Annotated in this window: 19 protein-coding genes and 1 pseudogene; 5 read left to right on the forward strand and 15 right to left on the reverse strand. The window is 72.2% G+C overall.

Annotation, left to right across the window (positions count from 1 at the left end):
• Positions 1-85: 85 nt before the first annotated feature.
• From EMA17_RS38755 to EMA17_RS38765, 3 genes are all read left to right on the forward strand, one after another.
• Entirely contained in the window at positions 86-520 is a 435-nt protein-coding gene (locus EMA17_RS38755) for a hypothetical protein (RefSeq protein WP_126641907.1), read from the forward strand.
• A 382-nt stretch (positions 521-902) separates the two neighbouring features.
• Positions 903-1,166, forward strand: a complete 264-nt coding sequence (locus EMA17_RS38760) for a DUF397 domain-containing protein (RefSeq protein WP_246127188.1) — start codon at positions 903-905, stop codon at positions 1,164-1,166.
• A 66-nt stretch (positions 1,167-1,232) separates the two neighbouring features.
• Complete coding sequence (locus EMA17_RS38765) at positions 1,233-1,997, forward strand: hypothetical protein (protein WP_126641908.1); 765 nt, start codon at positions 1,233-1,235, stop codon at positions 1,995-1,997.
• 92 nt (positions 1,998-2,089) lie between these two features.
• Here the strand turns inward: EMA17_RS38765 and EMA17_RS38770 are convergent, their stop codons facing one another.
• The gene (locus EMA17_RS38770; RefSeq protein WP_371863110.1) at positions 2,090-3,019 is read right to left on the reverse strand and encodes a hypothetical protein; all 930 of its coding nucleotides are present in this window, start codon (positions 3,017-3,019) and stop codon (positions 2,090-2,092) included.
• Positions 3,020-3,553: 534 nt separating this feature from the next.
• On the opposite strand from EMA17_RS38770, the gene EMA17_RS54695 reads away from it, so the two are divergent.
• Together EMA17_RS54695 and EMA17_RS54700 are read left to right on the forward strand one after the other, a co-directional pair.
• Positions 3,554-4,234: a class III lanthionine synthetase LanKC N-terminal domain-containing protein gene (locus tag EMA17_RS54695; protein ID WP_246127180.1), complete on the forward strand. Its 681-nt coding sequence runs from the start codon at positions 3,554-3,556 to the stop codon at positions 4,232-4,234.
• Positions 4,182-4,508, forward strand: a pseudogene (locus tag EMA17_RS54700) (class IV lanthionine synthetase LanL); the annotation flags it as partial. The gene EMA17_RS54695 and the pseudogene EMA17_RS54700, both read left to right, overlap by 53 nt.
• A gap of 364 nt (positions 4,509-4,872) precedes the next feature.
• On the opposite strand, the gene EMA17_RS38780 reads toward EMA17_RS54700, so the two are convergent.
• The 14 genes from EMA17_RS38780 to EMA17_RS38845 form a co-directional block, all read right to left on the reverse strand.
• Complete coding sequence (locus tag EMA17_RS38780) at positions 4,873-6,195, reverse strand: MFS transporter (RefSeq protein ID WP_126641909.1); 1,323 nt, start codon at positions 6,193-6,195, stop codon at positions 4,873-4,875.
• Positions 6,196-6,200: 5 nt separating this feature from the next.
• Positions 6,201-7,535, reverse strand: a complete 1,335-nt coding sequence (locus tag EMA17_RS38785) for an ATP-grasp domain-containing protein (protein ID WP_126641910.1) — start codon at positions 7,533-7,535, stop codon at positions 6,201-6,203.
• A 131-nt stretch (positions 7,536-7,666) separates the two neighbouring features.
• A complete protein-coding gene (locus EMA17_RS38790) occupies positions 7,667-8,827 on the reverse strand; it encodes a saccharopine dehydrogenase family protein (RefSeq protein WP_126641911.1) in 1,161 nt (386 codons plus the stop codon).
• Positions 8,820-9,905, reverse strand: a complete 1,086-nt coding sequence (locus EMA17_RS38795; RefSeq protein ID WP_218043217.1) for a saccharopine dehydrogenase — start codon at positions 9,903-9,905, stop codon at positions 8,820-8,822. The genes EMA17_RS38790 and EMA17_RS38795 overlap by 8 nt, the downstream gene beginning before the upstream one ends.
• A gap of 48 nt (positions 9,906-9,953) precedes the next feature.
• Positions 9,954-12,299 carry an iron-containing redox enzyme family protein gene (locus EMA17_RS38800; protein WP_126641912.1) on the reverse strand — a complete coding sequence of 782 codons (2,346 nt, stop codon included), beginning with the start codon at positions 12,297-12,299 and terminating at the stop codon, positions 9,954-9,956.
• Positions 12,300-12,342: 43 nt separating this feature from the next.
• Positions 12,343-13,260: a beta-ketoacyl-[acyl-carrier-protein] synthase family protein gene (locus EMA17_RS38805; RefSeq protein WP_126641913.1), complete on the reverse strand. Its 918-nt coding sequence runs from the start codon at positions 13,258-13,260 to the stop codon at positions 12,343-12,345.
• A complete protein-coding gene (locus EMA17_RS38810) occupies positions 13,257-14,120 on the reverse strand; it encodes an isocitrate lyase/PEP mutase family protein (protein ID WP_126641914.1) in 864 nt (287 codons plus the stop codon). Before EMA17_RS38810 ends, EMA17_RS38805 begins: the two co-directional genes overlap by 4 nt.
• Positions 14,121-14,190: 70 nt before the next feature.
• On the reverse strand, positions 14,191-14,985 hold the full coding sequence (locus EMA17_RS38815) for a thioesterase II family protein (protein ID WP_246127181.1): 795 nt from the start codon (positions 14,983-14,985) through the stop codon (positions 14,191-14,193).
• Positions 14,982-16,079 (reverse strand): C45 family autoproteolytic acyltransferase/hydrolase, encoded by a 1,098-nt coding sequence (locus EMA17_RS38820; protein ID WP_126641915.1) that lies wholly within the window; start codon positions 16,077-16,079, stop codon positions 14,982-14,984. Before EMA17_RS38820 ends, EMA17_RS38815 begins: the two co-directional genes overlap by 4 nt.
• Positions 16,076-16,690, reverse strand: coding sequence for a GNAT family N-acetyltransferase (locus tag EMA17_RS38825; RefSeq protein ID WP_126641916.1), 615 nt, complete (start codon positions 16,688-16,690; stop codon positions 16,076-16,078). The genes EMA17_RS38820 and EMA17_RS38825 overlap by 4 nt, the downstream gene beginning before the upstream one ends.
• Before the next feature lies 1 nt (position 16,691).
• On the reverse strand, positions 16,692-16,955 hold the full coding sequence (locus EMA17_RS38830) for an acyl carrier protein (RefSeq protein ID WP_126641917.1): 264 nt from the start codon (positions 16,953-16,955) through the stop codon (positions 16,692-16,694).
• Positions 16,939-18,489 carry an AMP-binding protein gene (locus EMA17_RS38835; RefSeq protein ID WP_126641918.1) on the reverse strand — a complete coding sequence of 517 codons (1,551 nt, stop codon included), beginning with the start codon at positions 18,487-18,489 and terminating at the stop codon, positions 16,939-16,941. The genes EMA17_RS38830 and EMA17_RS38835 overlap by 17 nt, the downstream gene beginning before the upstream one ends.
• Positions 18,486-21,827 (reverse strand): non-ribosomal peptide synthetase, encoded by a 3,342-nt coding sequence (locus EMA17_RS38840; protein WP_126641919.1) that lies wholly within the window; start codon positions 21,825-21,827, stop codon positions 18,486-18,488. The genes EMA17_RS38835 and EMA17_RS38840 overlap by 4 nt, the downstream gene beginning before the upstream one ends.
• Positions 21,824-24,127: a class I tRNA ligase family protein gene (locus EMA17_RS38845; protein WP_126641920.1), complete on the reverse strand. Its 2,304-nt coding sequence runs from the start codon at positions 24,125-24,127 to the stop codon at positions 21,824-21,826. Before EMA17_RS38845 ends, EMA17_RS38840 begins: the two co-directional genes overlap by 4 nt.
• Positions 24,128-24,138 lie beyond the last annotated feature (11 nt).

Here is a 24,138-nt window from a genome sequence, read left to right on the forward strand (position 1 = left end):
GTGCGGTGTGTCGTCGGCCGATGCCCGGGTCGCGACCCGGTACTACGCTGGGCGCAAACGTCTGTTCGGCGAGGGAGTACCGACCGTGATCCTGAGTGCGCTTACGTTCTCGCTCACGCCGAAGCCGTGGGACACGATGTCGTGGGTGGAGGTACCCGACGGACTCGAGTTCGTGCGCTACGAGATCACCACGATCCCCGCGCCCAGGCGTCCCGAGGTGGAGGCCACCCCGGACGAGGAGCACCGGTGGACGCTGGCCGCGCACGACTTCGAGAAGGAGTTGCTGGACGCCCAGTCCGACGTGCGCTGGGAGCACGGCATGCGTACGAAGCCACGCTTCATGGCCGACACCGCCACGGTGCGACTGTGGCGCTACTCGTGGTTCCCGAACCGGCGGGCCCGCTCCCGCCGCTCGTGGGAGCGCTGCGTGGCCCGCATGCGCGCGGCCGAGGAACGCTACCGCCCGGTACGCGAGGAGATCGAGGCCCGGGTGGCGGCGACGAAGGCGCGGGAGAACTAGCGGATCACCCCACCCCGTCGTCCGGAACCGGCGCGGTCCGCCGTCGATGCCGCGTCCGCCCGGGCAGTTCCGCGCGCCGCGCGTCGCGAAGGCACGGATGAGCGTGGTGCGGTAGCAGGCCATCCCCGCTTCGCACCACGCCCACGGGACCGGCTCGCCGGGCCCGGCAAGGGAGACCGGGTAGGCCGGGCTTCACGGAATCGGCCCTGTCCATGGCGGTCATCACGACGCCACTGGAGAATCGCCGTCTGCGCGGGCTGTTCCTGGACTTGCGAGATGCGGCGTTGGATCCTGTCGACAGCCACACAATGATCCGGAGCCGGGCTCGGTTACCCACACCGACCGAGCACGTCTCATGGGATATGCCGCAGCCGACGCATCGATGTTGGTGAACGCGCCTTGGCGTACCAGCAGTTACACGGCGAACAACACGAACTGCGTGGAGGCCGCCCCGCTGTCGGGGACGGTCGCCGTGCGGGACTCGAAGGTACCCGGGGGCCGGCCCTCGTCTTCGGCGCCGCCGCCTTCGAACGGTGCGTCGCGGCGATCGCGTTGGGCGCCGCGAGTGTGCGTCCTCGGCCCTCGCGTCGGTGGGCCGCGTGAGGGGGATCCCCATGACTCGGGTGGTTGTGCTGCGGCAGCCTGACGGCCTGTCACGTCGCTTGGCGGATGTTCCCGTCGGGGACGAGCCTCCCGGAAGGAACCATTCTTCATGCCGTTTCGTGCCCGCTTCGCTGCCGCCGTCATACCACCCCTCCTCGTGATGACCGCCGCGTGCGGCGGGTCGGGCGACAAGAAGGACGATGCGAAGGCGCTCGATCCGGGCAGCACTGTGGGCGCGACCACCGGTGCCCCGGGCGGTGGTTCCGTGACCGGCGGTGCGGTCGCCGCCGGCACCAAGGGTTACAAGCTCGTCGTCCCGGAGTCGATCGACGCCTACACGAAGTCGAGCACCGGCACCACGCCCGACGCGAAGGAGGCCGAGGACCTCGGGGTGAAGAACGCCCAAACGGTGTCCGGCGTCTACAACGCGCCCAATCCCGACCCCGACAACCGGGCGAGGCTGGGCGGCACTCGGCTGAACTTCCACGGTTTCCACGGCGAGATCACCGACCCCGCCAAGGCACTCGACGCCTACCTGGCCAACGTCGGCAACAAAGGCATGAAGGGCGCCGGGAAGGCGCCGGGGACCGACATACAGCCCATCGGAGGCGCCAAGACCGTCAAGCCCGCCGGCTTCGAGGGCGCGCTGATGAAGTGCCAGGTCATGCAGTTCACCCACGGCAAGGGCGACGGGGCCGCGAAGGCCCCTGCCGATTTCCGGTTCCCGGTCTGTGCCTGGGCCGACTACGCAACCCTCGGCGGCGTCGACGTCGCCGTCTTGACGGAAATGAAGACGGGCGGCGAGGGCATCTCCCCGGACGAGGCAGCCACGCTGACCGCCAAGCTCTACACCCTGGCCCGCCAAAAGCCCTGACCCACGACGCGGCCCGCCCGATCCCTCCCGGAAACCCACACCCCCGAGCCGACCCAAGCCGGCTTCTCCGAATGACTCTTCTCGGACACCCTTCAGCGAAATGTGGTGCGATACCCGCGCAGCCGAGGAGCGCGTATGGCGGGCAATCTGACCAGGGTGTACGCGAACGCACCGGAATGGGGCGTCAGTGACTGCCAAGGGTGTGGCGGCAGCGGGTAGTCGTCGCGCAGGACGCCCTCCGGGAGCACCCCGGTCGCGGGCATCGGCGACGTCTCGCCCGGGTGGTGCGCGAGGTATCCCCAGACCCCGCCATCCATCGGCACCACGACGCCCTCGTCGCCGAGCGGGCGCCAGGGCGCACCCGTGAGGGGGTGGCGGGGGACGAGCAGGACGTCGGGCCGGGGATGCGGCAGGCGGATTCCCGGGCCGGCCAACCCCACGGACCGGGCGCCGGGCCCGTCCGGGAGGTACCGCTCGACGGCGTGGCCCAGCAGTTCGGCGACCGGGCCGGCGGGGAGGGTCACCGGCCGGCCCTCCGTGGCCGCCACGAGGTGGGCCAGTGCGACCCCGACCGCCGCCTCCCAGCGGCGGCTCCACGACCCGTCGGGTTCGACGGGTGGGACACGGTGTTCGGCGCGTTCCAGGTCGTCCCAGTCGGGAGCCGGGCCGGCCGGGCGCCCCGAGGGACGGCGTACGACCGCGTCGGGCTCCAACCAGACCGTCTGCCACGATCCACAGTCGTCGACGCGGGTCGCCGCAGCCCGCCCGCACTCCACGCAGGCCAGGTTGGGGCCGGCCCGGCCGTCCACCCCCCGGCAGTAGCCCTCGCACTTCTCGACGATCAGGGTCATGGACCGGGAGTCCCCGGGAGCGATGACGATCCTGTCCCGCGCGCCGAACGAGACCGCGTACACCGGCGCGTAGACGCCTTGCCGGGCAGCCGTGTCCTCCCCGACCTCCTCCCACAACCGCCAGGGCGGTCCGGTGGGTTGGGGGTCGACGGCATACGTCGAGGGCTCCATCAGCGGAGGATGAAGTTCCTCCCACGCCCCGTGGTGGGTGTGGACGGGGAGGGCGACCCGGGATACCGGCGCCGTCAACACTGTTCCGCACCCGACACACCCGAACACGTCCAAGTCGGCTCCCATCAGCTCAGGTTCCCTGCGGATTGTGCCTCGCTCACGGCAGCGGAGCCACCGAGATTCGAACGGCTCCGGGGCGCTCCCCTCCTCGTGCCGCCGTCGGCCGGAACCCGAAGTTCTGGTCCGACGCGCGATGGGGCGGGTGTACGGCGGTCACCTCGGCGGGCCCGATCGGCAAGGGCAACTTTTCCCGTCCTGCCGCGACTTCTTCGGCTCGGGGCGGTTCGACGGGCCGGGTGGTCCGAGCTGCGGCGGCTGGCCGGCCGGTGACGTGGCGATGTCATCTGATGGTTCGGCGCAACGGTGGACGTGGTCGGCCGGCCACGAGGGGCGCCCCCGAGTGGTGCGTGGGTTCGGGAACGTGGTTCGAGGTGTCACTGAGTGACTCGGGTGAGTGGTTCGGGGGGATGTGCGGTGGCACTTCCGTTGGCGGTCGCGCAGGTTTTGGCGGAGGTGGACGACACCGGAGCGTGGCGGTTGTGGCCCGGGGATCCCTGGTGCATGGTGGCGCCGCCCAAGCACATTCGGCGGCGGCAGGGTTGGAAGTTGCATCTGTCGTCGACGGTTCGATCCGCGCCTCGGGTGTTGGAGAACGCGGCGCGGGTGTTGGTCGCGCACGGCTGTGCGTTCAAGTTCGCGGTGACGCCGAAGGCCGCCGCCGAGCTGAACGCGGTGCGGGCGGTGCGGGCGATGTCCGGCACGTTCATCACCGCCTATCCGGCCGACGATGAGCAACTGGCCATGCTCAACGCCAAGTTGCATGCGGCGACCGAGGGGCTGCCGGGGCCGGCCATACTCTCCGATCGGCGGTATCGGCCGGGCAGCCCGGTCCACTACCGGTTCGGCTGCTTCGCCCACCCCCGGGAGTTGACCGACGAGGGCTTCTACGAGGGTCGCCTCCAGGCGCCCGACGGCACGTTCGTACCGGACCGACGCGAGGCCTGGTTCGCGGCTCGCGGACCGCTACCGGGTCCGGGAGGCGATCAACCACTCCAACCGGGGCGGTGTGTACCGGGCCCGGGACGAGCGCGCCGGCGAGGACGTGCTGATCAAGGAGGCCCGTCCGCACGTGGCTTCCGGGCCGGACGGGCGTGACGCCCGGGACTGGCTTCGTTACGAGGCGAAGGAGCTCGAACGACTCGCGCCCGGCGGGATCGTGCCGGCGGTGCGCGAGGTGTTCGAGCAGGGTGGGCACGTCTTCCTCGTCGAGGACCTGATCGACGGCGACACGCTCCAGCGGTGGACCACGGACCGGTTGGAGCGCCGGCACGGCGACGACGGCCGGATCCCGGTCCCGGTCGCGTGGCAACTGGCCCGCGAGCTGGTGCGGTTGGTGGTACGCGTCCACGAGGAATCGTTGGTGCTACGGGACTTCAAGCCGAGCAACATGATGATCACGCCGCAGGGCCGGCCCGTGCTCGTGGACCTGGAGGGCGCGGTGCCGCGACGGTCGCGCGCCCGTGATCGGTACTCGTGGGTTCGGCGCGCCCGAATACCTCACCGTGAGCGGGTCCGCGCCGCCCGCGCCCGGTCCTCGCCACGGAAGACGCGCCGGCGCGGTCGACCGGCGAGCGGATCGCGGCGATCGTCGGCGCCGCGGCCCCCGGGATCCCGGCGCTCGACGCGTTGGCGCCGCTGGTCGTCGGACTCACCGCCGACGTCCCGGAGCGATGGACGTTGGCGCACGCCGCCGACTTCCTGCGGGCGGACCCGGACCCGGCCCGCCCACGCGCTCAGGCCGGGCCGGCGGTTGCGCGGGTTGGGGTGTCGGTGGGGTCGGTGTCGGTCGGGGTCGGTGGTGTCGTGGGTGGCCGGTCCCGTACCGAGACCAGCACCAGCACGATCGACAACGCCGAGCCCACGGTCAGTACGGGCCACACCCCGTGTCCGAACCGGATGAACAGCCACCCGCCCACGACCGGTCCGACCGCCGCGCCCAGGCTCCAGGCGAAGTGGAAGCCGGCGATGTAGTGGCTCTTGAGCCGCGCCGGCCCGGCCACCACCGGATAGGCCGTGGTCGCCGGCCCGCCCAGGATCTCGCCGACGGACCAGATCAGCGTGCCGAGCAGGATCACGGCCGGGCCCAGCGGCAGGCCGTACACGCCCACGCCGACGCCCACCAGGACCAGCGCCCACGCCATGGTGAGCCGTTGCGACCACGCCTGCGCGTACTTGGTCATCAACAGTTCGAACGCGATGACGATGAAGCCGTTCAGCGACACGGCCAGGGTGTACCAGAAGATCGCCACGCCGCTGTCCTTGACGTCGAGCGGCAGCGTGGACAGGTACTGCACGTAGACGACCCCGAAGAAGAAGATCGCGGTCAGGTACAACATGTAGCGTCGATCGCGGATCATGGCCCGATACCCGCCGCGCCCGACCCGCTCGCCCTCCTCGCCGGCCTCCGGGTTCGTGTCGCCGGCCGCGCCCGGCTCGGCGGATCGCGGCGGCAGCGTCACCCACGCGAGGGCCGCGTAGCACAGCGCGACCGCCGCCTCGACCCAGAAGACCAGGGCGTAGCTGTGCCCGGCCAGGTTGTACAGCGCGAACCCGAACAGCGGCGCGACGGTGACGCCGAGGTTCAGCCCGAACCGGTACATCGCGAAGATCATCACCTGGCGGTTCGCCGGGGTGAGGTCGGACAGCAGGGTGGCCGACGCCGGACGGTACAACTGCCCGGCCATGCTGACCAGCGCCACCGCGACCAGGATCAGCCCGAACGAGGGCAGGTACAGGATGGCCGCCAGCGGCACGCTCGCGCCGACCATGCTCACCACGCTCGCGTTGCGCGCGCCGAGCCGGATCGACAGCGCCCCGCCGAGCAGCACCCCCACGATCGCGCCGCCGCCGTACACGCCCAGCGCGAACGCCGCCTGCGCGTCCGAGTAGTCCCGCGAGGTCAGGAACAACACCAGGAAGATGTTCAGGAAGGCCCCGAGGCGGTTGATGAACGCCCCGGTGAGCAGCGTCTTCGCCGGGAGCGAGGCCTGCCGGAAGGTGGCCACCACGGTCGCCTCGTCGCTGTCGTGGCCCTTGTCGCGGGCGACGTCGACCATGTCGGTCAGCCGACGACGACGCGGATGGCGGCCCGCACGCGCCGCTCCAGGGCATCGAGCCCGTCGGGCGTCGGGGCGTCGATGAAGAACGTGACGGACCGGTCGTCGGAGTCGGCGAGCGGGGTCAGCGCCGCGCCGCGCTCGCGCAGGACCAGCACGGCCCGCAGCGTCGGTTCCTCGCCCGGCCCGCCGGGCTTGATGTCGGGCCACACACCGCTGGCGCCGATCCACTCCGGCCGCACGTCCGGCCAGTCGAGGACCACATCCTCCAGCGTGCCGGGCCGGTGCTCCAGGTAGACCTGGCGGGCATAGCGGTACGGCCGGGGGTAGTTCGCCGGTTCGCCGAGCGCGACGCGCAGGATCTCCGGCTCCAGCGGTCGTCCGGTGGCCAGTTGATACAGCGTCAGCAGCCCGTCGCCGGGGGTGCGCGCCGCCACCTCGATCAGGCGCGGGCGACCGTCGTCGCCGACCCGCCACTCGGAGTGGGCGATGCCGTGCTCGAACGCGAGCGCCGCCACCAGTTCCCGGTTGGCGCCCAGGAGCGCCGCGCGCAGGTCCTCGCGCACGCTCGGCACGCTGTGCGCCATCTCCACGAAGGTGTGCGTGTGGCTGTCGGTGGTGACCTTGTCGGTCACCGAGGCGAAGACCACCTCGCCGTCCTGGATCAGGCTCTCCACGGAGAACTCCGGGCCCGACACCTTCTCCTCGACGAGGACGACCTCGTGGTCGGGGTACGTCGCCAATCTCGCGCGCAGCCCCGCCACGTCCGCCACCGTCTCGACGCCGGAACTGGACGCGCGCGAGGCGGGTTTGACCACGGCCGGGAAACGCACCGCGTCCAGGTCGACCCGCTCGCGCTCGCCGGCGGGAATGGTCAGCGACGCCGGGCCCAGGCCCGGGGCGTACCAGCGCTGGAGGTACTTGCTGCGGCAGGCGCGGCTGGCGCGCAGCCCGGGCGAACGCACGCCGAGCCCGTCGGCGAGCAGGCCGGTCGGCTCGGCGAGGTAGTCGCCCACCGCGTAGGCGCCCACGATGGTGTACGCCTCGCGCCAGGCCGAGGTGCGCGCGATCGCGCCCGCGACGAACGCGCCCTGCACGGTGAAGTCGCCGGTGACATAGGCGATTTCGGTGATCTGCGCGGCGGGGTTGGAGGTGTCGGCCATGGCCTCCGTCGCCTGCGCGCGGTAGGACTCCGCGGTGATGACCAGGATCTTGAGCCCACGCCCGGAGAGTTCGGTCAGGTAGAGCGGATTGCGGCGGATCACGGGAAACGAGCCGGTCAGGATGAACGCCTGGGGCCGGTCGGCCGATTCCCGCGACTCGAACGGTGCCTGGGTCATGGTTCCGTGTCCTCCTGGATCGGGCGGTTCGGGTGGTCCGGGTGGTTCGGGCGGGCCGGATGGTGCGGGACGGGCCGGAGCGAGGTGCCGAGTGGATCGCGGCGACGAGCGGTGCTGCGGTGCTGCGGCGCTCAGGCCGTCCGGTGCCGCTCGTCGAAGCGCGGCTCGACGCCGTTCGTGCTCAGGAACTCCAGCCACCGGCGGGCGTCCTCGGCACCCTGGGCGGCCTGGCGCAGGCCCGCGGGCACCCGTCCGGCGAGGATCTCGGTGATCCCGTACGCCAGCGGCAGGGACACGCACCGCGCCATCGCGCTCTCCTCGGCGTCGCCGACCGTGTCCAGGACGTATTCGCCGCGCCAGCCGGTGCCGTTCGCGCCCTCGATGTCGAGCGCGACGGCGAGGACGACGCGGTCCCGGTCGGCGTCGGTGGTCGGATACCGGGCGGCGAGTTCGTCGGCGAGGGCGGCGATGCGGTCGCCGTCGCCGGTGCGCACGGTGGTGAACACGTCCTCCCACGCCCGCGACCAGCCGTCCAGGCGCAGCGTGCCCCGGACGAACACGCGGGCCCGCCAGTCGGTCGGGAACGCGTACTGGGTGAGGTAGGGGAGGCTGTCGCGGTTGGGGTACGCCTCGAACGTCTCGCCGTCGAGCACGAGCGCGCGCGTCGCCGTCCACGGGAGGTCGACCACCTGCTCGACGTCGCCGTCGAGGTAGCGGGCCGGCGCGCGCAGCGCGTTCAACACCCCGCGCGGCGCCCAGCTGAAGCGGTAGCGGAACTCGTTGGATTCGGCGGGGACTCCGCCGCAGTACGAGGTGAACTCGACGGTCGCCGGGCCGTCGCCGACGACCTCGCGGCCCCTGGCCACCAGCAGGTCGGCGAACAGATGGTCGATGCCCGGGTCCAGGCCCGCCTCGGTCAGCACGACCAGACCGGCCTTCGTCGCGGCCGGCGCCTCGGTGACGATCTCCTCGGACACGTAACTGCTGCACGCGAAGTGGGCGTCGCGCTCGATACACAACCGCAGCAGCGCGGGGTGTTCGCTCGCGGGCAACATCGACACGACGATGTCGCCCTTGTGCAACTCCGCGCTCAACCGGTCGAGATCGTACGCGCGGGCGGCGGCGCGACCGGTCAGGTCCAACCGGGCCAGGCACCGCTCGGCCTTGGTGTCGGTACGGCCCCAGACCAGCAGCCGCTCGGCCCGGTCGGCCACCACCCGCACCCCGCTGCCGGTGGACAGGCCGGTGCCGATCCAGTGCACGGTTCCGCCGGCGGGTATCGCGTCAGACATGGACGTTCTCCGTTTCCAGGCCGTTCGCCTCGCATGCCTCGCGGAAGACCCGCAGGCAGCGCTGCCAGGGTTGACCCGGTTCTCCCAGGGTCAGTAGATGGGGCGTCAGTTCGGCGGAGAAGGCGGTACTGGCCTCGCCGGGAAGCAGCGACGGCAGGTTGTCGATGGCGATCACCCCTAGCGGGTCACCGACATCGGTCAACGCGCGGACCGGTTCGCGCCAATCGGTGATGTCGTCGTAGACGGGCAACACATTGTTCCGGGACGTGACATCACAGGTGACGTCCACGATCAGGGACAGTCGCCGAGGCCCGGACCGGAGCGACGCGAGGGTCACGAACGGCGGGGTCGGCGCGGTCACCAGCACGGCGTTGACGAGGATGTCGTGATCGAGCAGGGCCGCGTGATCCAGCGACCTGGTCTCGGCCACGTCCCAGCAGGTCGGCTCGATTCCGGCGACCGCCAGCGCGTCGCGCGCGCCGCGCCCGCACCGGCCCAGCGCCCCGATGACCAGCACCCTCGGCCGCGCGCCGCTCGACGTCTCGCGCAACACCCGGTCCAGGTCCTCCTTCGGGCGCGGGCGCAGCGGCGGATCGAGCCGGCCCCGATGCCGGAGCACCGCGAGCGCGGCGCCCACATATCCGGCCCAGTAGCCGAAAGCGGCCAGCCGCCGACCGTCCGCGTCGGTGAGGTATTCCAGGTCGAGCAGCGCGCCGGCGCCCGCCGTGAAGCGCCGCAGCAGCGCCCGGGCGTCGCGCTGGCCCTTGTACGCGTGGCCGAAGAACACGTGCCGGTGCCGCAACGCGGGCGGCTCGTCGGGGAGTTCCTTCAGGCCCACGACGAACTCCGCGGCTGGCGCGGCGCGCCAGCTCCCGGCGTCGGCGGCCACGCAACCGGCGTCGAGGTAGTCCCCGATCGGGAACACGCGCTGCGGCGAGTGCTCGACGGTGACCGTGATGCCGTGCGCGACGAGCCGCGCGGCGTCGGCCGGCACGATCGGCGCGCGCCGCTCGCTCTCGCGCGTCTCGTGCCGCATCGTGATCCCGACATCGGTCGTGCGCGGGCGGGGATCGGCCATGTGCTGTCCTCCGGTTTCCGGTTCGTGGTCGCGCGGGGGCGGGCCGACTCAGATGACCAGGTCGGCCAGGTCGTCGGCCGCGCCGGGGGCGGAAGGATCGGGGGACGGGGTATCGGGGTCCGCGGTGTCGCGGGGCGCGGTGTCGGCGGGCGCGCCCTCGGCTCCGGCGACCGGATCGCCGGTGGCGGATATGCGCTTGAGCATGGGCTGTTCGAGAAAGTACGCGAAGGAGGCGTAGCCGCGCCAGACCCGGCGCCACTGCTCGGCCACCGCCGCCTCGCCCGCGGTGCGCCGCACCCGGTCGAGGAATCCGACGATGATGTCGGCGGCCTGTTTGGCGTGCCCGGCGGAGAAGTTGTCGATGGTCAGGTGGGCCTGTTCGTAGCAGTCGTCGATGCCGTGGTGGCGCAACTTCTGTATCTCGTGCAGCCGCATCTCGCCGGAGCCGAACATCTCGATCGCCAGGTTGTAGCCCAGGATCTCGTTGTGGAAACGATCGGGGAACAGGCACATGCACAGCTGCTGGATCGCGAACCCGTAGAGGTCGTCCGGAAGTTCGTCCTGCTCGACGAACGCCTCGTCGCGAATGTGCGGCAGTTCGATGCCCGCGCTGGCCAATACCCGGTGGGTCAGTGTGATGTGGTTCTTGCGCAGGTCGCCGTTGCCCATCTCGTCGGCGTAGATCGCGAACAGCATGGCGTCGGTCTCGCGCTCGTCGTGCCCGAGGTTGCCGAGGCGGTGCAGCCACGCGCCGTCGATGAGGTAGGTGAGGTAGTAGGTGGACTGCCGGAACAACACCTCGTCGCGGTCCGGGATCTCGCGCAGCGGTTCGTAGGGGTCGACCAGCTTGTCCCAGTAGACCCGCTCGGCCCGCTCGTACAGGGCCCGCGGGCTGTAGTCGAACCAGGTCGCGTCGGTGTACCGGCCGCCGGCCCCGTGTACGAACAGGATCTCCGCGTCCCGGAAGCATCGTTCGGCCCGTTCGGCGGCGATCGGCAGCGTGTTGGCGAAGTTCTCGATGTTCACCAGGTGGTGGAACAGCTCGCGGTGGTCGCGGGGTTCGGCCTCGGCGATCACCACGTCGGCCGGGGCGCTGCGGATGATCGCGGCGCGTCGGCGCTCGGCGGCCGCGTCGCCGGCGGTCTCGGCGGAGATCTCGACGGTGGGCCGCTCGCCCGCCTGTACGCTCACCGCCCACGCCCGGAACGTGGCCGCCTCGTGCTCGTCGAAGATCCCGAACATCGGCCCGCCGAAGCGCATCGCGTCCAGGAGTCGGCAGTCGCCGTTGCCGGGCCCGCGCAGATATCCGGACTCGCGCAGATCGGTGAGGAATCCCACGAGGTCGATCCGGGCCGCGCCGAAGACGTCCGTCAGCGCCCGGCCGCCGACCCGGGTGCCGCCGTGTTGGCGGCCGGCCAGCGGGGCGTGGCGCGCGATGATCGCGGCGACCCGCGACTCCAGGGTGCGGCCGGCGCGCCAGGCCGCGTGTTCGGCGAGCATCGCGACGTGCTCCCGCTCCAGCTCCAGGGTCAGCCGCACGGCCGTGTACAACCGGCGGCGCGCGGCCGGTCCGGCCACGGCCAGGTGCTCGGCCAGCACTTCGCGCAGGGCCGGCTCCGGCAGCAGCGGTGCGGTGTCGGCGAGCAGGTCGTCCACGCCGAGCGCGAGGAAGGCGTAGTGCACGCCCGAGACCTCGGGCAGGAAGTTGGCCGGCAGCCGGGACAGGGCCAGGTAGAAGGCGGCGTGCAGGGCGGTGAGCGGGCGTGTGCGGGCCCGGTCCGCGAAGTCGGCGGCGGCGATCTCCGGCAGGAGCACACCCGCGTCCTCCAGCGCGCGCCGGCGCGACCGGGCCTGGCCGCGCTCGGGGTTGCCGCCGCCGCGCAGCGTCAGGTGGTGCGCGAAGAGCCGGTTGACCACGACGGACGGCTGGGTCGCGGGCTGGGAGAGCGTGTCCAGCCAGCAACCGGCCGCCAGTGCCAGCGGCGCGCGCCCGCGCAGGGCGTCCGCGCGGGCGTTCGGACCCGATCGGATCAGCGCCTCCAGGACCTCGGCCGCCTCGGCCCGGGCGGCCCGCACGTCGGCGGCGATCGCCCCGGCGAGGACATCGGCCTCGGCGTCGATGCCACCCGTCGGGTCGCCGGGCCCGGGGCGGCCCGCGTCGGTCAGGAACGCGTCCAGCACGTGGCGGGCGACCAGGAGCGTCGACTCCGACTCCTGGTCGCGCAGCAGCAGGCGGAACAGCTCGTCCGGCTCCGCGCGTACCGCCGCCCGGGCCCGGTCCCGGGCGGCGCGGCCGAAGACGAAGGGCCGGTGCGGCAGCGCGTCGACGGTGTCGGGCAGCACGAAGGGCACGAAGGCGCGGTCGGGACCCGGGGTACGCGGTGCGGTGGTCATCCTGAGCCTCCAGCTCGGGCGTTCGGTGGTGTCTCGGCCGCGCTCATGCGCCGGCTCGGCGCAGCAGCACCCCGATCCGCTGCCCGGGGACGCCGGCGGCCAACAGGTAGTGCCGGCCCGGTTGTACGTGCCCCGCCTCGGCCCGGTCGACCAGGTTGATCAGCGGGTCGGCGGCGAAGCAGTGGCCCACCCGGGTGATGTTGTCCAGATGGAGCTGGGCCGGGGTGAAGCCGGCCTGTCGTTCCTTCATCACGATCACGGGTTTGAAGATGTTCGCGTGCATCAGGCCCGCGATGTCGCCCGGCTTCATGCCCAGGGGGGTGAGCAGGCGCTCGTTCACGGTGCGGGCCAGGTCCGCGCTGATCTCGTTGGAGTGCGCCAGCCTGCTCCGGTCCTCGGCGCTCGCGCAGGCCAGGATCTCGTAGCCGCCCTCGATCTCGCCGTCGGCCGTCACCAGGCAACTCGCCGCCCCGTCGCTGAACAGCGCGTAGCTCGCCATGCGGTCGTCCTCGTGCGCGGCGCTGTCGGTGGTGACCACCAGCACCCGCCGGTGGCGGCCGGCGCGGACGAACGCGGTCGCGGTGTCGATCGCGGCCAGCAGGTTGACGCAGCGGTTCATGTTCTGCCCGTAGAAGGGCACGTCGCCCAGGCCCGCCTCGGCCAGGAACGTCTCCATGAACGCGCCGTGCCCTTCCGAGGGCCCGGGCACGCGGGTGGAGCACAGCACGACGGCGTCGGCGTCGCTCGCGCCGGCGCGCAGCGTGGCCGCGGCGCTCTCCGCGGCCAGCTCGGCCAGGCCGCGCTCGGTCCGGCGCACGCTGCCCCAGCCCCACAGGTCGGGCGTCGGTGCCATCCTGAACTCGGCGGCGCGCGCGGGCAGATTGCCGATGCTCGTGTGCGCGACCTCGAACTCGCCCAGGACGTAGCGTGGTGCGTGCAGGTGGGCGGCCGGTGCGCTCACGCGTCCTCCTCCGATGCGCCGGCCGGCGCGGACATCAGCGTGTTCGCCTCGGCGTAGGGCACGGCCTCGGCGACGAACGTGAACGTCCCGTGCTCGTGCACCTCGCGCGCGGCGCGCAGGAAACCGCCCAGCGCGGCCCGGGCGAACGCCGAGCCCAGGCTGATCCGTCGGGCGCCCAGCTTCTCCAACTCCGGTACGGACAAAGCCGGTCCGACTCCCGCGAGCACGTTGACGGGCCGGTCGAGCACCGAGCACACGGTGCGGATCGCCTCCACGTCGGGCAGGCACGGCGCGTACAGCACGTCGGCGCCCGCCTCCTCGTACGCCCGAAGCCGTGCGAGGGTGTCCGCGAAGTCGCGGCGGCCGTGCAGGAAGTTCTCCGCCCGCGCGGTCAGCGTGAACGGGAACGGCAGCGCCCGGGCCGCCGCCACGGCGGCCGTCACCCGCTCCACGGCCACATCGATCGGCAGGATCGGGTCGGCCGGATCGCCGGTGGCGTCCTCGATGGAGGCACCGACCAGGCCCGCCTCGGCGGCCAGGCGGATCGTCTCGGCGATCTCCTCGCCCGAGGCGCCGTAGCAACTCTCCAGGTCGGCGCTGACCGGGTGCGGCGTCGCGGCCACGATCGCGCGCGCGTTGTCCAGCGCCTGACCACGATCCAGCAGGTTCACGCCGTCGGTGTGGCCCAGCGCGAAGGCCAGTCCCGCGCTCGTGGTCGCCAGCGCGGTGAAGCCGAGCCCCGTCAGCAGGCGGGCGCTGCCCGCGTCCCACGCGTTCGCCACCACGAACGCTCCCGGGCTCTCGTGCGCCTCCTTGAAGGCGAGGCCCCTGCGGTACTGGTCAGCCGGGTCGAGCAGCATTGCCGTTCCTTCCGATGTGTCGACGCGCCGGTGTGTCGACGCGCTCGTGTGGTGAGGCGCTGTTGGAATGTCAGATCACTTCGACGTGCTGGTCGGCCCGAACAGCGCTCAGCAGCAGGTCGATCACCGCCGAGGGGCCCGTGTCGCGAAAGTGGAAGTGGCCGCCGTCGACCCAGTGGCACTCGGGCGGGCGCACACACTCCCCCTCCCACAACGCGACCTTGTCGGCGGACAGATAGGGGTCGTCGCGCCCGGCGATCACCGTGACGCCCACCGACAACGGTGCGGCGGCCGTGTACTCGTATCCGGCGGCCATCCGGAAGTCGGCGATCACGCCGGGCAGCAGCAGGTCCAGGACCTCCTCCTGGGCCAGGACCTCCGGGGGCAGCCCCTCGAAGAACTCCAGTGCCTCGGCGAACGCGCGGCCCTCCAGGGCGGCGAGCCGACACACCCGCTCCGAGGGCGCGAGCGAGGGGGCCGAGACCCCGGAGACGAACAACCGGCGCAGCGCGGGTACATCGCGCAACCGCCGCGCGGTCTCGAACGCGACGAGGCTGCCCAGGCTGTGCCCGAACAGGTACACCGGCCGCGTGCCGTCGGCGCCCGCCGCGCCGGCCCGGGCCCGGATCGCCGAGGCCGCGCCGTCCGCGAACCCCGCCAGCGTCGGTCGGGCCTCCCGGGCCCGGTGCGCGCGGCCGGGTGGGCACACCGCGACCAGTTCGGCCTCGTCGCCCAATTCCTCCTGCCAGGCCAGGAACGACCGCGAGTCGCCGCCGGCGTGCGCGAAGCAGTAGACGAGCGGGGTGTGCGCGGCGGCGTCGTCGCGCGAGACGAACCAGCCGTCGCCGGTCACGGACACACTCACGAGGTCACCTCCGCCGACGCGGACCCGCCGAGCGTCGCGGGCGCGCCCAGTGCGAACGAGTGGGTGCGGTTCAGCGCCGGATCGCCCGGCCGCACGTGCAGTTCGCCGAGGTCCGGCCGCAACACCGCGGCCGCCACCGTGCGTTCCCGGCGGATGTCGCCGTTGCCCTCGACCCGGATCGGCGCCCGCGACAGCAGCGCGAAGTGTTCCTCGACGCCGGCGTCGGGCGGCAACTCGCCCACCCGGGCCCGGCAGGCGTCCAGCCGCTGCCGGGAGAAGTTCCGGGCGAAGACGTTGAGCTCGTCGTGGGCGAGGAAGTCCGGGTGCAGGAAGTGGTTGGTGTGCATGCTCGTCGAGGACTCGCTCACCCGCTGCTCGTCGTCCAGGATCTCCACCCACGCCGTCTTGCGGGCGTCGCACAACACCAGGTTGCGCGAACTCGCGAGCCTGAGGGTGCGCAGGATCCGCACCGCCTCGTCCACGTCGGCGGCGCTGTCCAACAGATGACGGATGGCCAGGTACGGCGGCAGACCCGGCCGCCACCGGCCGCCGAGCACGAGGTTGAGCCCGACCGCCAGGCCGTCGCTGTTGATCCCGAGATAGCCCAGGAGGCCACCGAAGCCGAGCACCAGGACCCGGCGGGGCGAGCCGGTCCGCGCGATGTCCAGGACACAGATCTGGTCGTCGAGGTCGCCGTTGAGATCGACCGTCTGCGCCAGCACCGCACCGGCCGCGCCGGCGACGGCGTACGTCGTGCAGTCGCCCATGGTCGGGATGCGCCGGTACCCCATCACCTCGCGCCGGATCTGCAGCAGCAGCGCCTCGTCGGCATCGAGCCCCGCGCCCTCGGCCAGCCCGCGCAACTCCTCGGCCAGCAGCGGCGCCTGGGTCTCGATCTCGACCCGGTACGCGTCCAGCGTGGGCCGCAGCGTCGCCCACGACACCGGGGTCGACCCGACCCGGTTCAGCCGGGCCAGTCCGTCGTCGAGGAAGGCCCGCAGGCTCTCGGCGCGTTCGACGCCGTGCCGCCGCCCGCACGCGAAGGCGTCGCCCCGGGCCCGCACCACCGGCACCGCGAGGGTGTCGGGGGTCATGCCTGCCCCGTCGGCCGGGTCACCTTGGGCCCGGCGAGCAACTGCTCCCGCACCGACGGCCATTCGCCGCGCAGCACGCTGTAGTAGATCGCGTCCCGGCGCCGCCCGCCGGGCATCGGATTGAAGCTGCGCAGCACCCCCTCCTCGGTGGCGCCGATGTTGCGCAGACCCGCCCGCGCCTGGAGGTTGAGCACGTCGGTCTTGAACTCCACCCGCTCGGCACCCAGTTGTTCGAACGCGTGCTCCAGCATGAGGAACTTCGCCCAGCGGTTGACGCCCCTGCCCCGGAACTCGGCGCCCAGCCACGACCACCCGATCTCCAGCCGCCCGTCCGGCTCGGCGATGCTGCAGAAGCTCATGCTGCCCGCCGTGCGGTCCACCGACTTGTCGATCACGTTGTAGACGACCCGGCGACCGGCGTCCTGATCGGCCAGCGCCGCGTCGAAGAACGCGTCGAACTCGGCGTCGGTGGCGATCACCAGCACGAAATAGCGCCAGATCTCGGGGTCCATCGCCTGTTTGCGGATCGCCTCGCGGTCCTCGGGGACGATCGGGCGCAGCAGGACGTGCTCGTTCTCCAGTGTCGTCGAAGCGGTCCGCACCCAGGTCATCTCAAGCCGCCTTTCCGGCGTGGCGCGACAGCGCCTCGGTGACGTCGCGCAGCGTGCTCATGGCCGCGACGTCGGGTTCGGTGAAACAGGCCAGGTCCACCCCGGCATCGTCGCAGGCGGCCATCAGGAACAAGACCTTGTTCAGTGAAGTCAATCCGTACGTGCCGACCATGTCCTGGTCCGGGTCGATGTCCTGGGGGGCGACGTCGGACTCCAACACCCGGGCCAGGTTCGTCCTGGCCACGGTCTCAATCTCGGACTGCATGGATGCCTCCCTCGGTGTCGTGGATCCGGGATCGGTAGGCGTCGAGAACGCGCCCACGCCTGGGCTTGAGCTGGGAGGTGAGCAGTCCGTTCCCGACACTGAACCGGGGACTGGCCACCACCACCGCGCGGATCTGCTCGTCGGGGCCGAACGCCGCGTTGGTAAGGGCCAGTTGCTCGGCGACGGCGCGCTCCAGGTCGGGTCCGCTCGCGTCCTCGGCCGGGGAGACCACGGCGACCAGCCGGGTCTGCGTCGGGCAGAACACCACACATTCCTCGATCGCGGGACTGGCCTTCATCCGCTCCTCCAGCGGCCGCACGACGACCTTGCGGCCGTTGTCCAGCACGATCACGTCGTCGGCGCGGCCGTGCACGAACAGGAAACCGTCCTCGTCCAAGTGGCCGATGTCGTTGGTACGCACCGTGCCGTCGGGGGCGAACACCCGCTCGGACACCCCGGGCGGCGCCTGCTCGTAACCCGCGCACACCGGGTGGTCGGCGTGTACGTGGATCACCCCTTCGGCGTCCAATATCACCCGTTTGCCCGGCAGTACGCGCCCGACGCTGCCCCGCCGATGCGCGCCGGGGTGGTTCTTGGTGACGATGCACGTCTCGTTGAGGCCGTAGCCCTCGAAGATCGGCAGTCCCGCGTCCTCGAAGAAGGCGAGCGTGCCGGTCGAGGCCGGCGCCGAACCGGTCCACAGATAGCGGATGCGGTCGCCGAACAACCGCCGCGCGCCGTCGCGGCGCGCCGTCGCCTCGTCCGTGTCGGCACCCGCGCCGCGCATCCGCGCCTCGATGTGCTTCCTGGCCGTCTCGAAGAACCCCGGCACGCCCATCACCACCGTCGGCCGGATCGCGCGCAGCGCCGGGAACGCGGCCTCGTAGGTGCAGATCGTGACGTCGTGGCCCCAACGCAGCGCGGAATACGTCCAGTAGCGCTGCTGGAGCACCGACAGCGGCAAAAACACGAGCAGGTTGTCCCCGTCGCCGTGCGCGAACATCTCCTGGACCGCGCGCAGATCGTCGTCGATGCTGCCGACGGACGCGGTGAGCGTCTTGGGCTCGCCGGTGCTGCCCGAGGTGAGCTTCAGCGACAACACGTCGTCGGGCGAGTAGACGACCGGCTCCAATACCCGGCCGTCGTCCGACAGGGCCGCCGCGACCTCGATCTCGGCGAGCGCCCTGCTGCCGGGGGCCCGCGCCGGGCCGTCGGTGAACAGCACACCCAGGCGGTAGCGTTCGCGCAGTCCGGTGTCGGTGTCGAACTTGGCCGGGTCGAAGCCCACCGTCACCGCGCCCAGGCGGATCGCCGCGAGATCGAGCAGCACCCATTCGAGGCCGTTCGCGGCGATGACACCGATCCGGTCGCCCCGCTCGATGCCCAGGTCGCGCAACCACAGCGCGAGGCGCCCGGCACGCGTGTGCAGTTCGGTCAGCTCCATCGTCCGGGTCCCGCCGAGCCGGAAGAAGGAGACGCGCCCGCCGGGGGAGGGGGCCCGGGAGGCGATGTGGTTGATCACCGAGTCGCTCACGGCGTGCTCGCCCCCGCCCCGGTGCGCTCGGCCAGGCCGCGTTCGATGTGCGCGGCCATCGTGCGGATCGTGTCCACCTCCGGCAGGCGGTCCAGCGTGATGGTCAGACCGAACCGTTTGCGCACCCCGGCCAGGATGCGCGCGGCCACCAGCGAGTCGCCGCCCAGGTCGTACAGCGGGCGCGTGACGTCCAGGTCGACGTCCGCGACGCGCAGCGGTTTGGCCCACAACCCGGCGACCACCAGCTCCAGTTCCGAATCGGCGGCGGTGGGCGCGGTCGAGGCCGGCCCGGCCGCCTCGGCGGCGGCCGCGAGCCCGGCCCGGTCGACCTTGCCGTTGCGGGTCAACGGCAGCGCGGCGTGCCAGTACACCGCGGCCGGGATCATGTACTGCGGCAGATGTTCGCGCAGCGCGGCGCGTACCGCCTCCACGTCCGGGCGTTCGTCGCCGGCGGGGACCAGATGGGCGACCAGCCGATCGCCCCGCGCGCCGGGCTGCCGGGAGACCACCGCGCGTTCCACGGCGGACAGCGCGACCAGTCGGGTCTCCACCTCGCCGGCCTCGATGCGGTAGCCGTTCACCTTGATCTGGAAGTCACCCCGACCGAGGATGTCGATCTCGCCGTCCGGCAGGTAGCGGCCCAAATCCCCGGTCCGGTACAGGCGTTCACCGCGTTCCGGATCGAGCACGAAGCGCGCGGCGGTCAACTCCGGGTCGTCCCAGTAGCCCCGGGCCAGACCCACCCCGGCGGCCCAGATCTCGCCGGTGACCCCGTCGGGCACGTCGCACCCGAACTCGTCGAGCAGGTAGGCCCGGTTGTTCGCGTTGGGCCGGCCGTAGGGGATGCTGCGCGAGCCGTCCTCGTCCGGGCCGATCGGGTGCGACACGTTCCAGATCGTGGTCTCCGTCGGCCCGCCCAACGAGACGATCCGCGCGTCCGGCACGAGCTTGCGCAGGTCCTGCGGCAACGTCGGCGGGATACGGTCGCCGCTCATCATCACCAGGCGCAGCGTGTCCAGCGCGTCCGTACCCTCCGCCGCCTGGTCGCGCAGCAGCGACACGATCGCCGGCACCGAGTTCCACACGCTCACGCGCGCCTCGGCGCACAACGACAACCAGTGCGCGGGATCGGCCGCGCGGTCCGCGTCCGGCAACACCACGGCCGCCCCGGCGCACAGGGCGCCGAAGACGTCGTAGACGGACAGGTCGAAGTTGAAGGCGCTGATGCCGAAGAATCGGTCCGTCGGCCCGATGCCGAAGCGCGTGTTGCAGTCGGCGACCACGTTGGCCACACTCCCGCGAGCGACCATGACGCCCTTGGGCTCGCCCGTGGTCCCCGACGTGTACAGCACGTACGCCAGATGGTCGTCGTTGCTCGCACCGGGCACCGGACGCGGATCGGGCACCGGTCCCGGCGGCAGCGGGCGGCCGACGTCGAGCACGAGGACCTCGCGTCCCGCCTCGGCGCCCGCCCGCGCGTCGTTGGTCAACACCACCCGCGCCCGGCCGTTGTCCAGCATGTACGCGCGCCGCGCCGGCGGGAGCGCGGCGTCGACGGGCAGGTACGCGGCCCCGGCGAGCATCGTCGCGAGGATGCCGACGACCTGCTCGGGCCCACGCCCCATCACCAGCCCGACCAACTCGTCCGGGACCACGTCGTGGGCGCGCAACCAGGCGGCGGCGTGTGCCGCGTGCCCGTACACCTGCGCGTAGCTGAGCGAGGCACCCGCGGTCAGCACCGCCGGCGCGTCCGGCGCACGCTCCACGTGCGCCAGGAACGCGTCGATCAACATGCCCGGCGCGGGCGGCGCCGTCGCCGTCGCGTTGGCCGTCCGGCGGCGTTCGCGCTGCGCCTCGGGCAGCAGGTCGAACGTCCTCGCCGACCACGACTCCTCGGCGAGCAGCGCCTCCAGCAGGTGCTGGTAGCCCGATACCAGATCCGGTACCAGACCGTCCGGGAACAGCCCGTCGACACTGTCGAACTGCACCACGACGCCGCCGTGTTGCTCGAACGTGGAGACGTCGAGCCACACCTGCGGGGTCTGACTGGAGGTGTACACCTCCGGCCCGAACACCTCCAGGGCCGAGCCGTCGACGTCGGCGTGCGCGTAGCCGAGCGCGCTGTTGAACGTGTACGGCATCGGCCCGCGCGCCGCGCCGTCGCCGCGTCGGGCCGCCTCGCGCAACACCTCGATGCCGGTGAAATGCCGGTTGTCCAACCCCCGGCGCAGCCCGGCCTGCAACGCCCGGGCCCGCTCGACGAAGGGCAGGCGTCGGTCCACCTCGATCTCGACGAGCATCGTCTCGCAGAAGTTGCCGACGGCCTCGAAGATGCGCGGGTGGATCGGCGGACGGTTCGCCACCGTGGTGTTGATCGTGAACCGCGAACCGGCGCCCCAGGCCGCGAGGGTGTCCGCGTAGACCGCGAACAGCACCGCGGAGGGGGTGAGTCCGGCCGCCGCCGCCCGGGCCTTGAGCGCGCTCCACCGCGGCTCGGTCAGCCGGGCGAAGCGCGCCGAGAAGCGTGGTGCCACGATCGAGGAGGGGCTGGTACGCAGGGGCAGGTCCGGGGCGGGCGCGAGGTCGTCGAGCCGCTCCATCCAATACCCGCGGGCCCGCTTCGCCGGGGCCCGGGTACGCGCGGCCTCGACCGCGGCCACGTACGCCTCGAAGGACGCCTCCTCCGCCGGGCTTTCGGCGGCGTCCTCGCCCGCGTCGTAGGCCCGGCGCCAGTCGCGGAAGAACAGGAACATGGCGATCGCGTCCATGACCAGGCCGTCGTGGTCGACGTGCAGCACCATCCGATCGTCCGCCAGCACGGTGACGTCGACCGCCACGAGCGGCGCGCGGTCGGCGGGCAGCACACGGTGCGAGCGCGACGCGCGTTCGGCGCGCAGGTGTTCGTGCCGCGTCGCCTCGGACGCGTCGCGCAGGTCCATGCGCCCGACGCGCACCTCGACCTCGGCCTCCCGCACCTGTCGGCCGTCGGGGGTGAAGCGGGTGCGCAACGCGTCGTGGCGCGCCACCACCGCGCGCAGCGCGGCCTCCAGGCGGTCGAGGTCCCAGGCACCCTCGATCTCGTGGTAGACGTGACTGGCCACGTTGCCCATCTCGACGTGCTCGCCCCGCCCGACCAGGTAGCTGCGTTGCAGGTCGGTCATCGCGAAGCCGTCCGGCGGGTCCAGATGGGCGACCAGGGCCGCCTTGTGCTCCTTGATCAGGCGCAGCAGTTCGGGATCCATCCGTTCCCGGGGACCCTGCAGGCGCAGATCGGCTCCGGAGGCCGAGATGGTCAGCCCTCTGGCCTCGATCTCGCGGAGAACCCCGAGGTGCTTCACGCCGGCACCCCCGTGCGTGCGGCGACGTCGTCCGGATCCAGGCCCTCGGCGATCAGCGCGCTCAGTTCGGCGACGGTGCGGGCGCCGAGCAGTTCCTCGATCGGCACGTCGGCGTCCACCTGCTCGGTGAGTCGGTACTGCAGGGCGATCGCCTGGAGCGACGCCATGCCCAGCTGGATCAGCGAACGGTCGTGCACGGGCTCGTCGGCGGGCAACCGCAGGAGATCGCGCACCAGCGCGCTGAACCAGGGGAGCAGCGGCGGCGCCGGTCGGTCGGCGGTCGGGTCCGAGGATCGCGCGTCGGCCGTCCCGGGGACGGCGAAGAACTCCCGACCGGCCAGGTCGACGGCGGTCCCGGCGGGCACCAGGTCGACCCGGGCGGGCCAGCGGGTGGGCGCGGGGATGCCGAGCGCGGCCGAGAGGCGATCCGCGAACCGGGGCATCACCGGGGCGCCGCACGTGGCGAGCAGTCGGGCGGCGGCCAGTTCGAGGGCGATCCCCGTGCGCGCCTCGTCCTTGAAGTCCGCCACGTCGGCGGCGGGGGCCTGGAGACGGGCGAAGGCGGTGACGTCGGTGACGATGCCGTCCAGCAGTTCGGCCGCGCGGTTGAGCGAGAAGCCGTCCTGTCCCAGGGCCCCGGTCAGCGCCGACCGGCGCGCCTCCAGGCGGGCCAGGAAGGCCGCGTGCTCGGGCCGCCAGACGCCGGCGTCGGGTGCCACGCCGGCGTGCCGCTCGGCGACGCGCTCGCCCAGGTCGTTCAACCACCTCTGCCAGGTGCCGACCAGGGTGTCGCGGACGAAGGTCTCGTAGGTGTCGGGGGAGAAGCTGGTGCGCCGGCCCTCGGGGCGGGTCAGCGCGAGGTAGAAGCGGATCGAGTCGACCGTGCGGGGGTTCAGCACGTCCTTGCCCCAGATCGCGTGGCCGCGGCTGGTGGAGAACTTGCTGTCCTCCAGGAGGTAGAACTCGTTGATGTTGTAGTCGATGTCCGGCTGCCAGCGCGGATGCGCGACCCGATACAGCGCCGGGATGAACATGGGGTGGAAGAAGCTGCCGTCCGAGCCCAGGAAGTGCACGATCTTCCAGTCGGGCGAGGGGGCGTCCGCGTCCCAGTCGCGGCCCAGGTCGCGGCCGAGTTCGCCGATGCCGTACAGGATGCTGAAGGCGTAGTCCAGCCAGGACCAGATCACCTGGCCCGGCACATCGGTCTCGGCGGGGGCGATGCCCCATTCGGCCACGTGCGTGACCGGGATGTGCAACTGCTCGCGGCGGCCCAGGCGTTCGGCCAGTTCCTTGACCGCCGCCGGGACCCGGCCGAGCCGGTGGTGGTCGGTGACCACCTTCCCGAACTCGTGCAGCGGGAAGGTGTAGCGCACCAGGGCCCGCTCGTGCGGAGGCGCGTCGCACGCCGCCGAGCGCGGCTCGATCAGGTCGGTGCACACGTTGGGTTCCAGGCACGTCTCGCAGATGTTGCCGCCGCTGTCGCCGTCGCACGTGGGGCAGCGGCCGGAGACCCCCGACTCGTACAGGTATTCGCCGGTGTCGGCGGCGAACAGCGCGGCACTCTCGCGCGGCGCCACGGTTCCCGACGCGGTCAGTCGGGAGAAGAACGCCCGCAGCGCGGCCGGATAGGCGTCGTCGCGACTGGTCGCGGTGTACTGGTGGACGTCGATGTCCATCAGCTTCAGCGTGGCCAGGATCTCGGCGCTGTAGTGCGCGGCGGTCTGCGCCGGGGTGCGGCCCTCCCGACGGGCGGCGGCCACCACGTAGTTCTGGTAGTCGTCGCTGCCGGTGATGTGCCAGGCGTCGGCGCCGAGCATGCGCTGGTGGCGCACGAACACGTCGGCGCCGAAGAACGGCCCCGACAGGTGGCCCAGATGCAGGTCGCCGTTGGGTGTGGGCGCGGAGGAGAAGACGAACACGGGACGGGTGCCGAACCCGCGGTGTCCGGTGTCGTGGGCGGCGTGCGTCGCCCGTTCGCCGTCGCGCCAGTACAGGCTGACGAACAGCAGGTCGGTGTCTCCCGTGTTCTCCACGGAGTGGGTCTCGAACGGTTCGAACTGGACCACGGTGGAGGCGGACACCGGATGGCGTTCGGCGTCCACGGTCAACTCCCCGGTGCCGGAGACGAACACCCATGTCTCCGTCTCGTCGTGCTGGTGCGCCTCCGAGCGCGCGCCGGGGGCGACACCGACCCAGGTCGCGCCGACACCCAGCCGCGTCGCGGAGCCCGCCTCCACGGCGGCCACGGCGACGCCGTCGGCGGCGTGGGGGGCGTCGGGGCGGTAGGTGCTGATCTTCACGACGGCTCCTT

Source organism: Embleya hyalina (genome assembly GCF_003967355.1).
In the GTDB taxonomy this organism is placed as follows: Bacteria; Actinomycetota; Actinomycetes; order Streptomycetales; family Streptomycetaceae; genus Embleya; species Embleya hyalina.

Bases quoted from the DNA above. Each gene is read 5' to 3' on its own strand.
- EMA17_RS38825 (WP_126641916.1), bottom strand. From the start codon at position 16,690: ATGACCTGGGTGCGGACCGCTTCGACGACACTGGAGAACGAGCACGTC.
- EMA17_RS38760 (WP_246127188.1), top strand. From the start codon at position 903: ATGTTGGTGAACGCGCCTTGGCGTACCAGCAGTTACACGGCGAACAAC.
- EMA17_RS38830 (WP_126641917.1), bottom strand. From the start codon at position 16,955: ATGCAGTCCGAGATTGAGACCGTGGCCAGGACGAACCTGGCCCGGGTG.
- EMA17_RS38790 (WP_126641911.1), bottom strand. From the start codon at position 8,827: ATGTCTGACGCGATACCCGCCGGCGGAACCGTGCACTGGATCGGCACC.
- EMA17_RS38780 (WP_126641909.1), bottom strand. From the start codon at position 6,195: ATGGTCGACGTCGCCCGCGACAAGGGCCACGACAGCGACGAGGCGACC.
- EMA17_RS38770 (WP_371863110.1), bottom strand. From the start codon at position 3,019: ATGGAGCCCTCGACGTATGCCGTCGACCCCCAACCCACCGGACCGCCC.
- EMA17_RS38800 (WP_126641912.1), bottom strand. From the start codon at position 12,299: ATGACCACCGCACCGCGTACCCCGGGTCCCGACCGCGCCTTCGTGCCC.
- EMA17_RS38795 (WP_218043217.1), bottom strand. From the start codon at position 9,905: ATGGCCGATCCCCGCCCGCGCACGACCGATGTCGGGATCACGATGCGG.
- EMA17_RS38765 (WP_126641908.1), top strand. From the start codon at position 1,233: ATGCCGTTTCGTGCCCGCTTCGCTGCCGCCGTCATACCACCCCTCCTC.
- EMA17_RS38785 (WP_126641910.1), bottom strand. From the start codon at position 7,535: ATGACCCAGGCACCGTTCGAGTCGCGGGAATCGGCCGACCGGCCCCAG.
- EMA17_RS38820 (WP_126641915.1), bottom strand. From the start codon at position 16,079: ATGACCCCCGACACCCTCGCGGTGCCGGTGGTGCGGGCCCGGGGCGAC.
- EMA17_RS38810 (WP_126641914.1), bottom strand. From the start codon at position 14,120: ATGCTGCTCGACCCGGCTGACCAGTACCGCAGGGGCCTCGCCTTCAAG.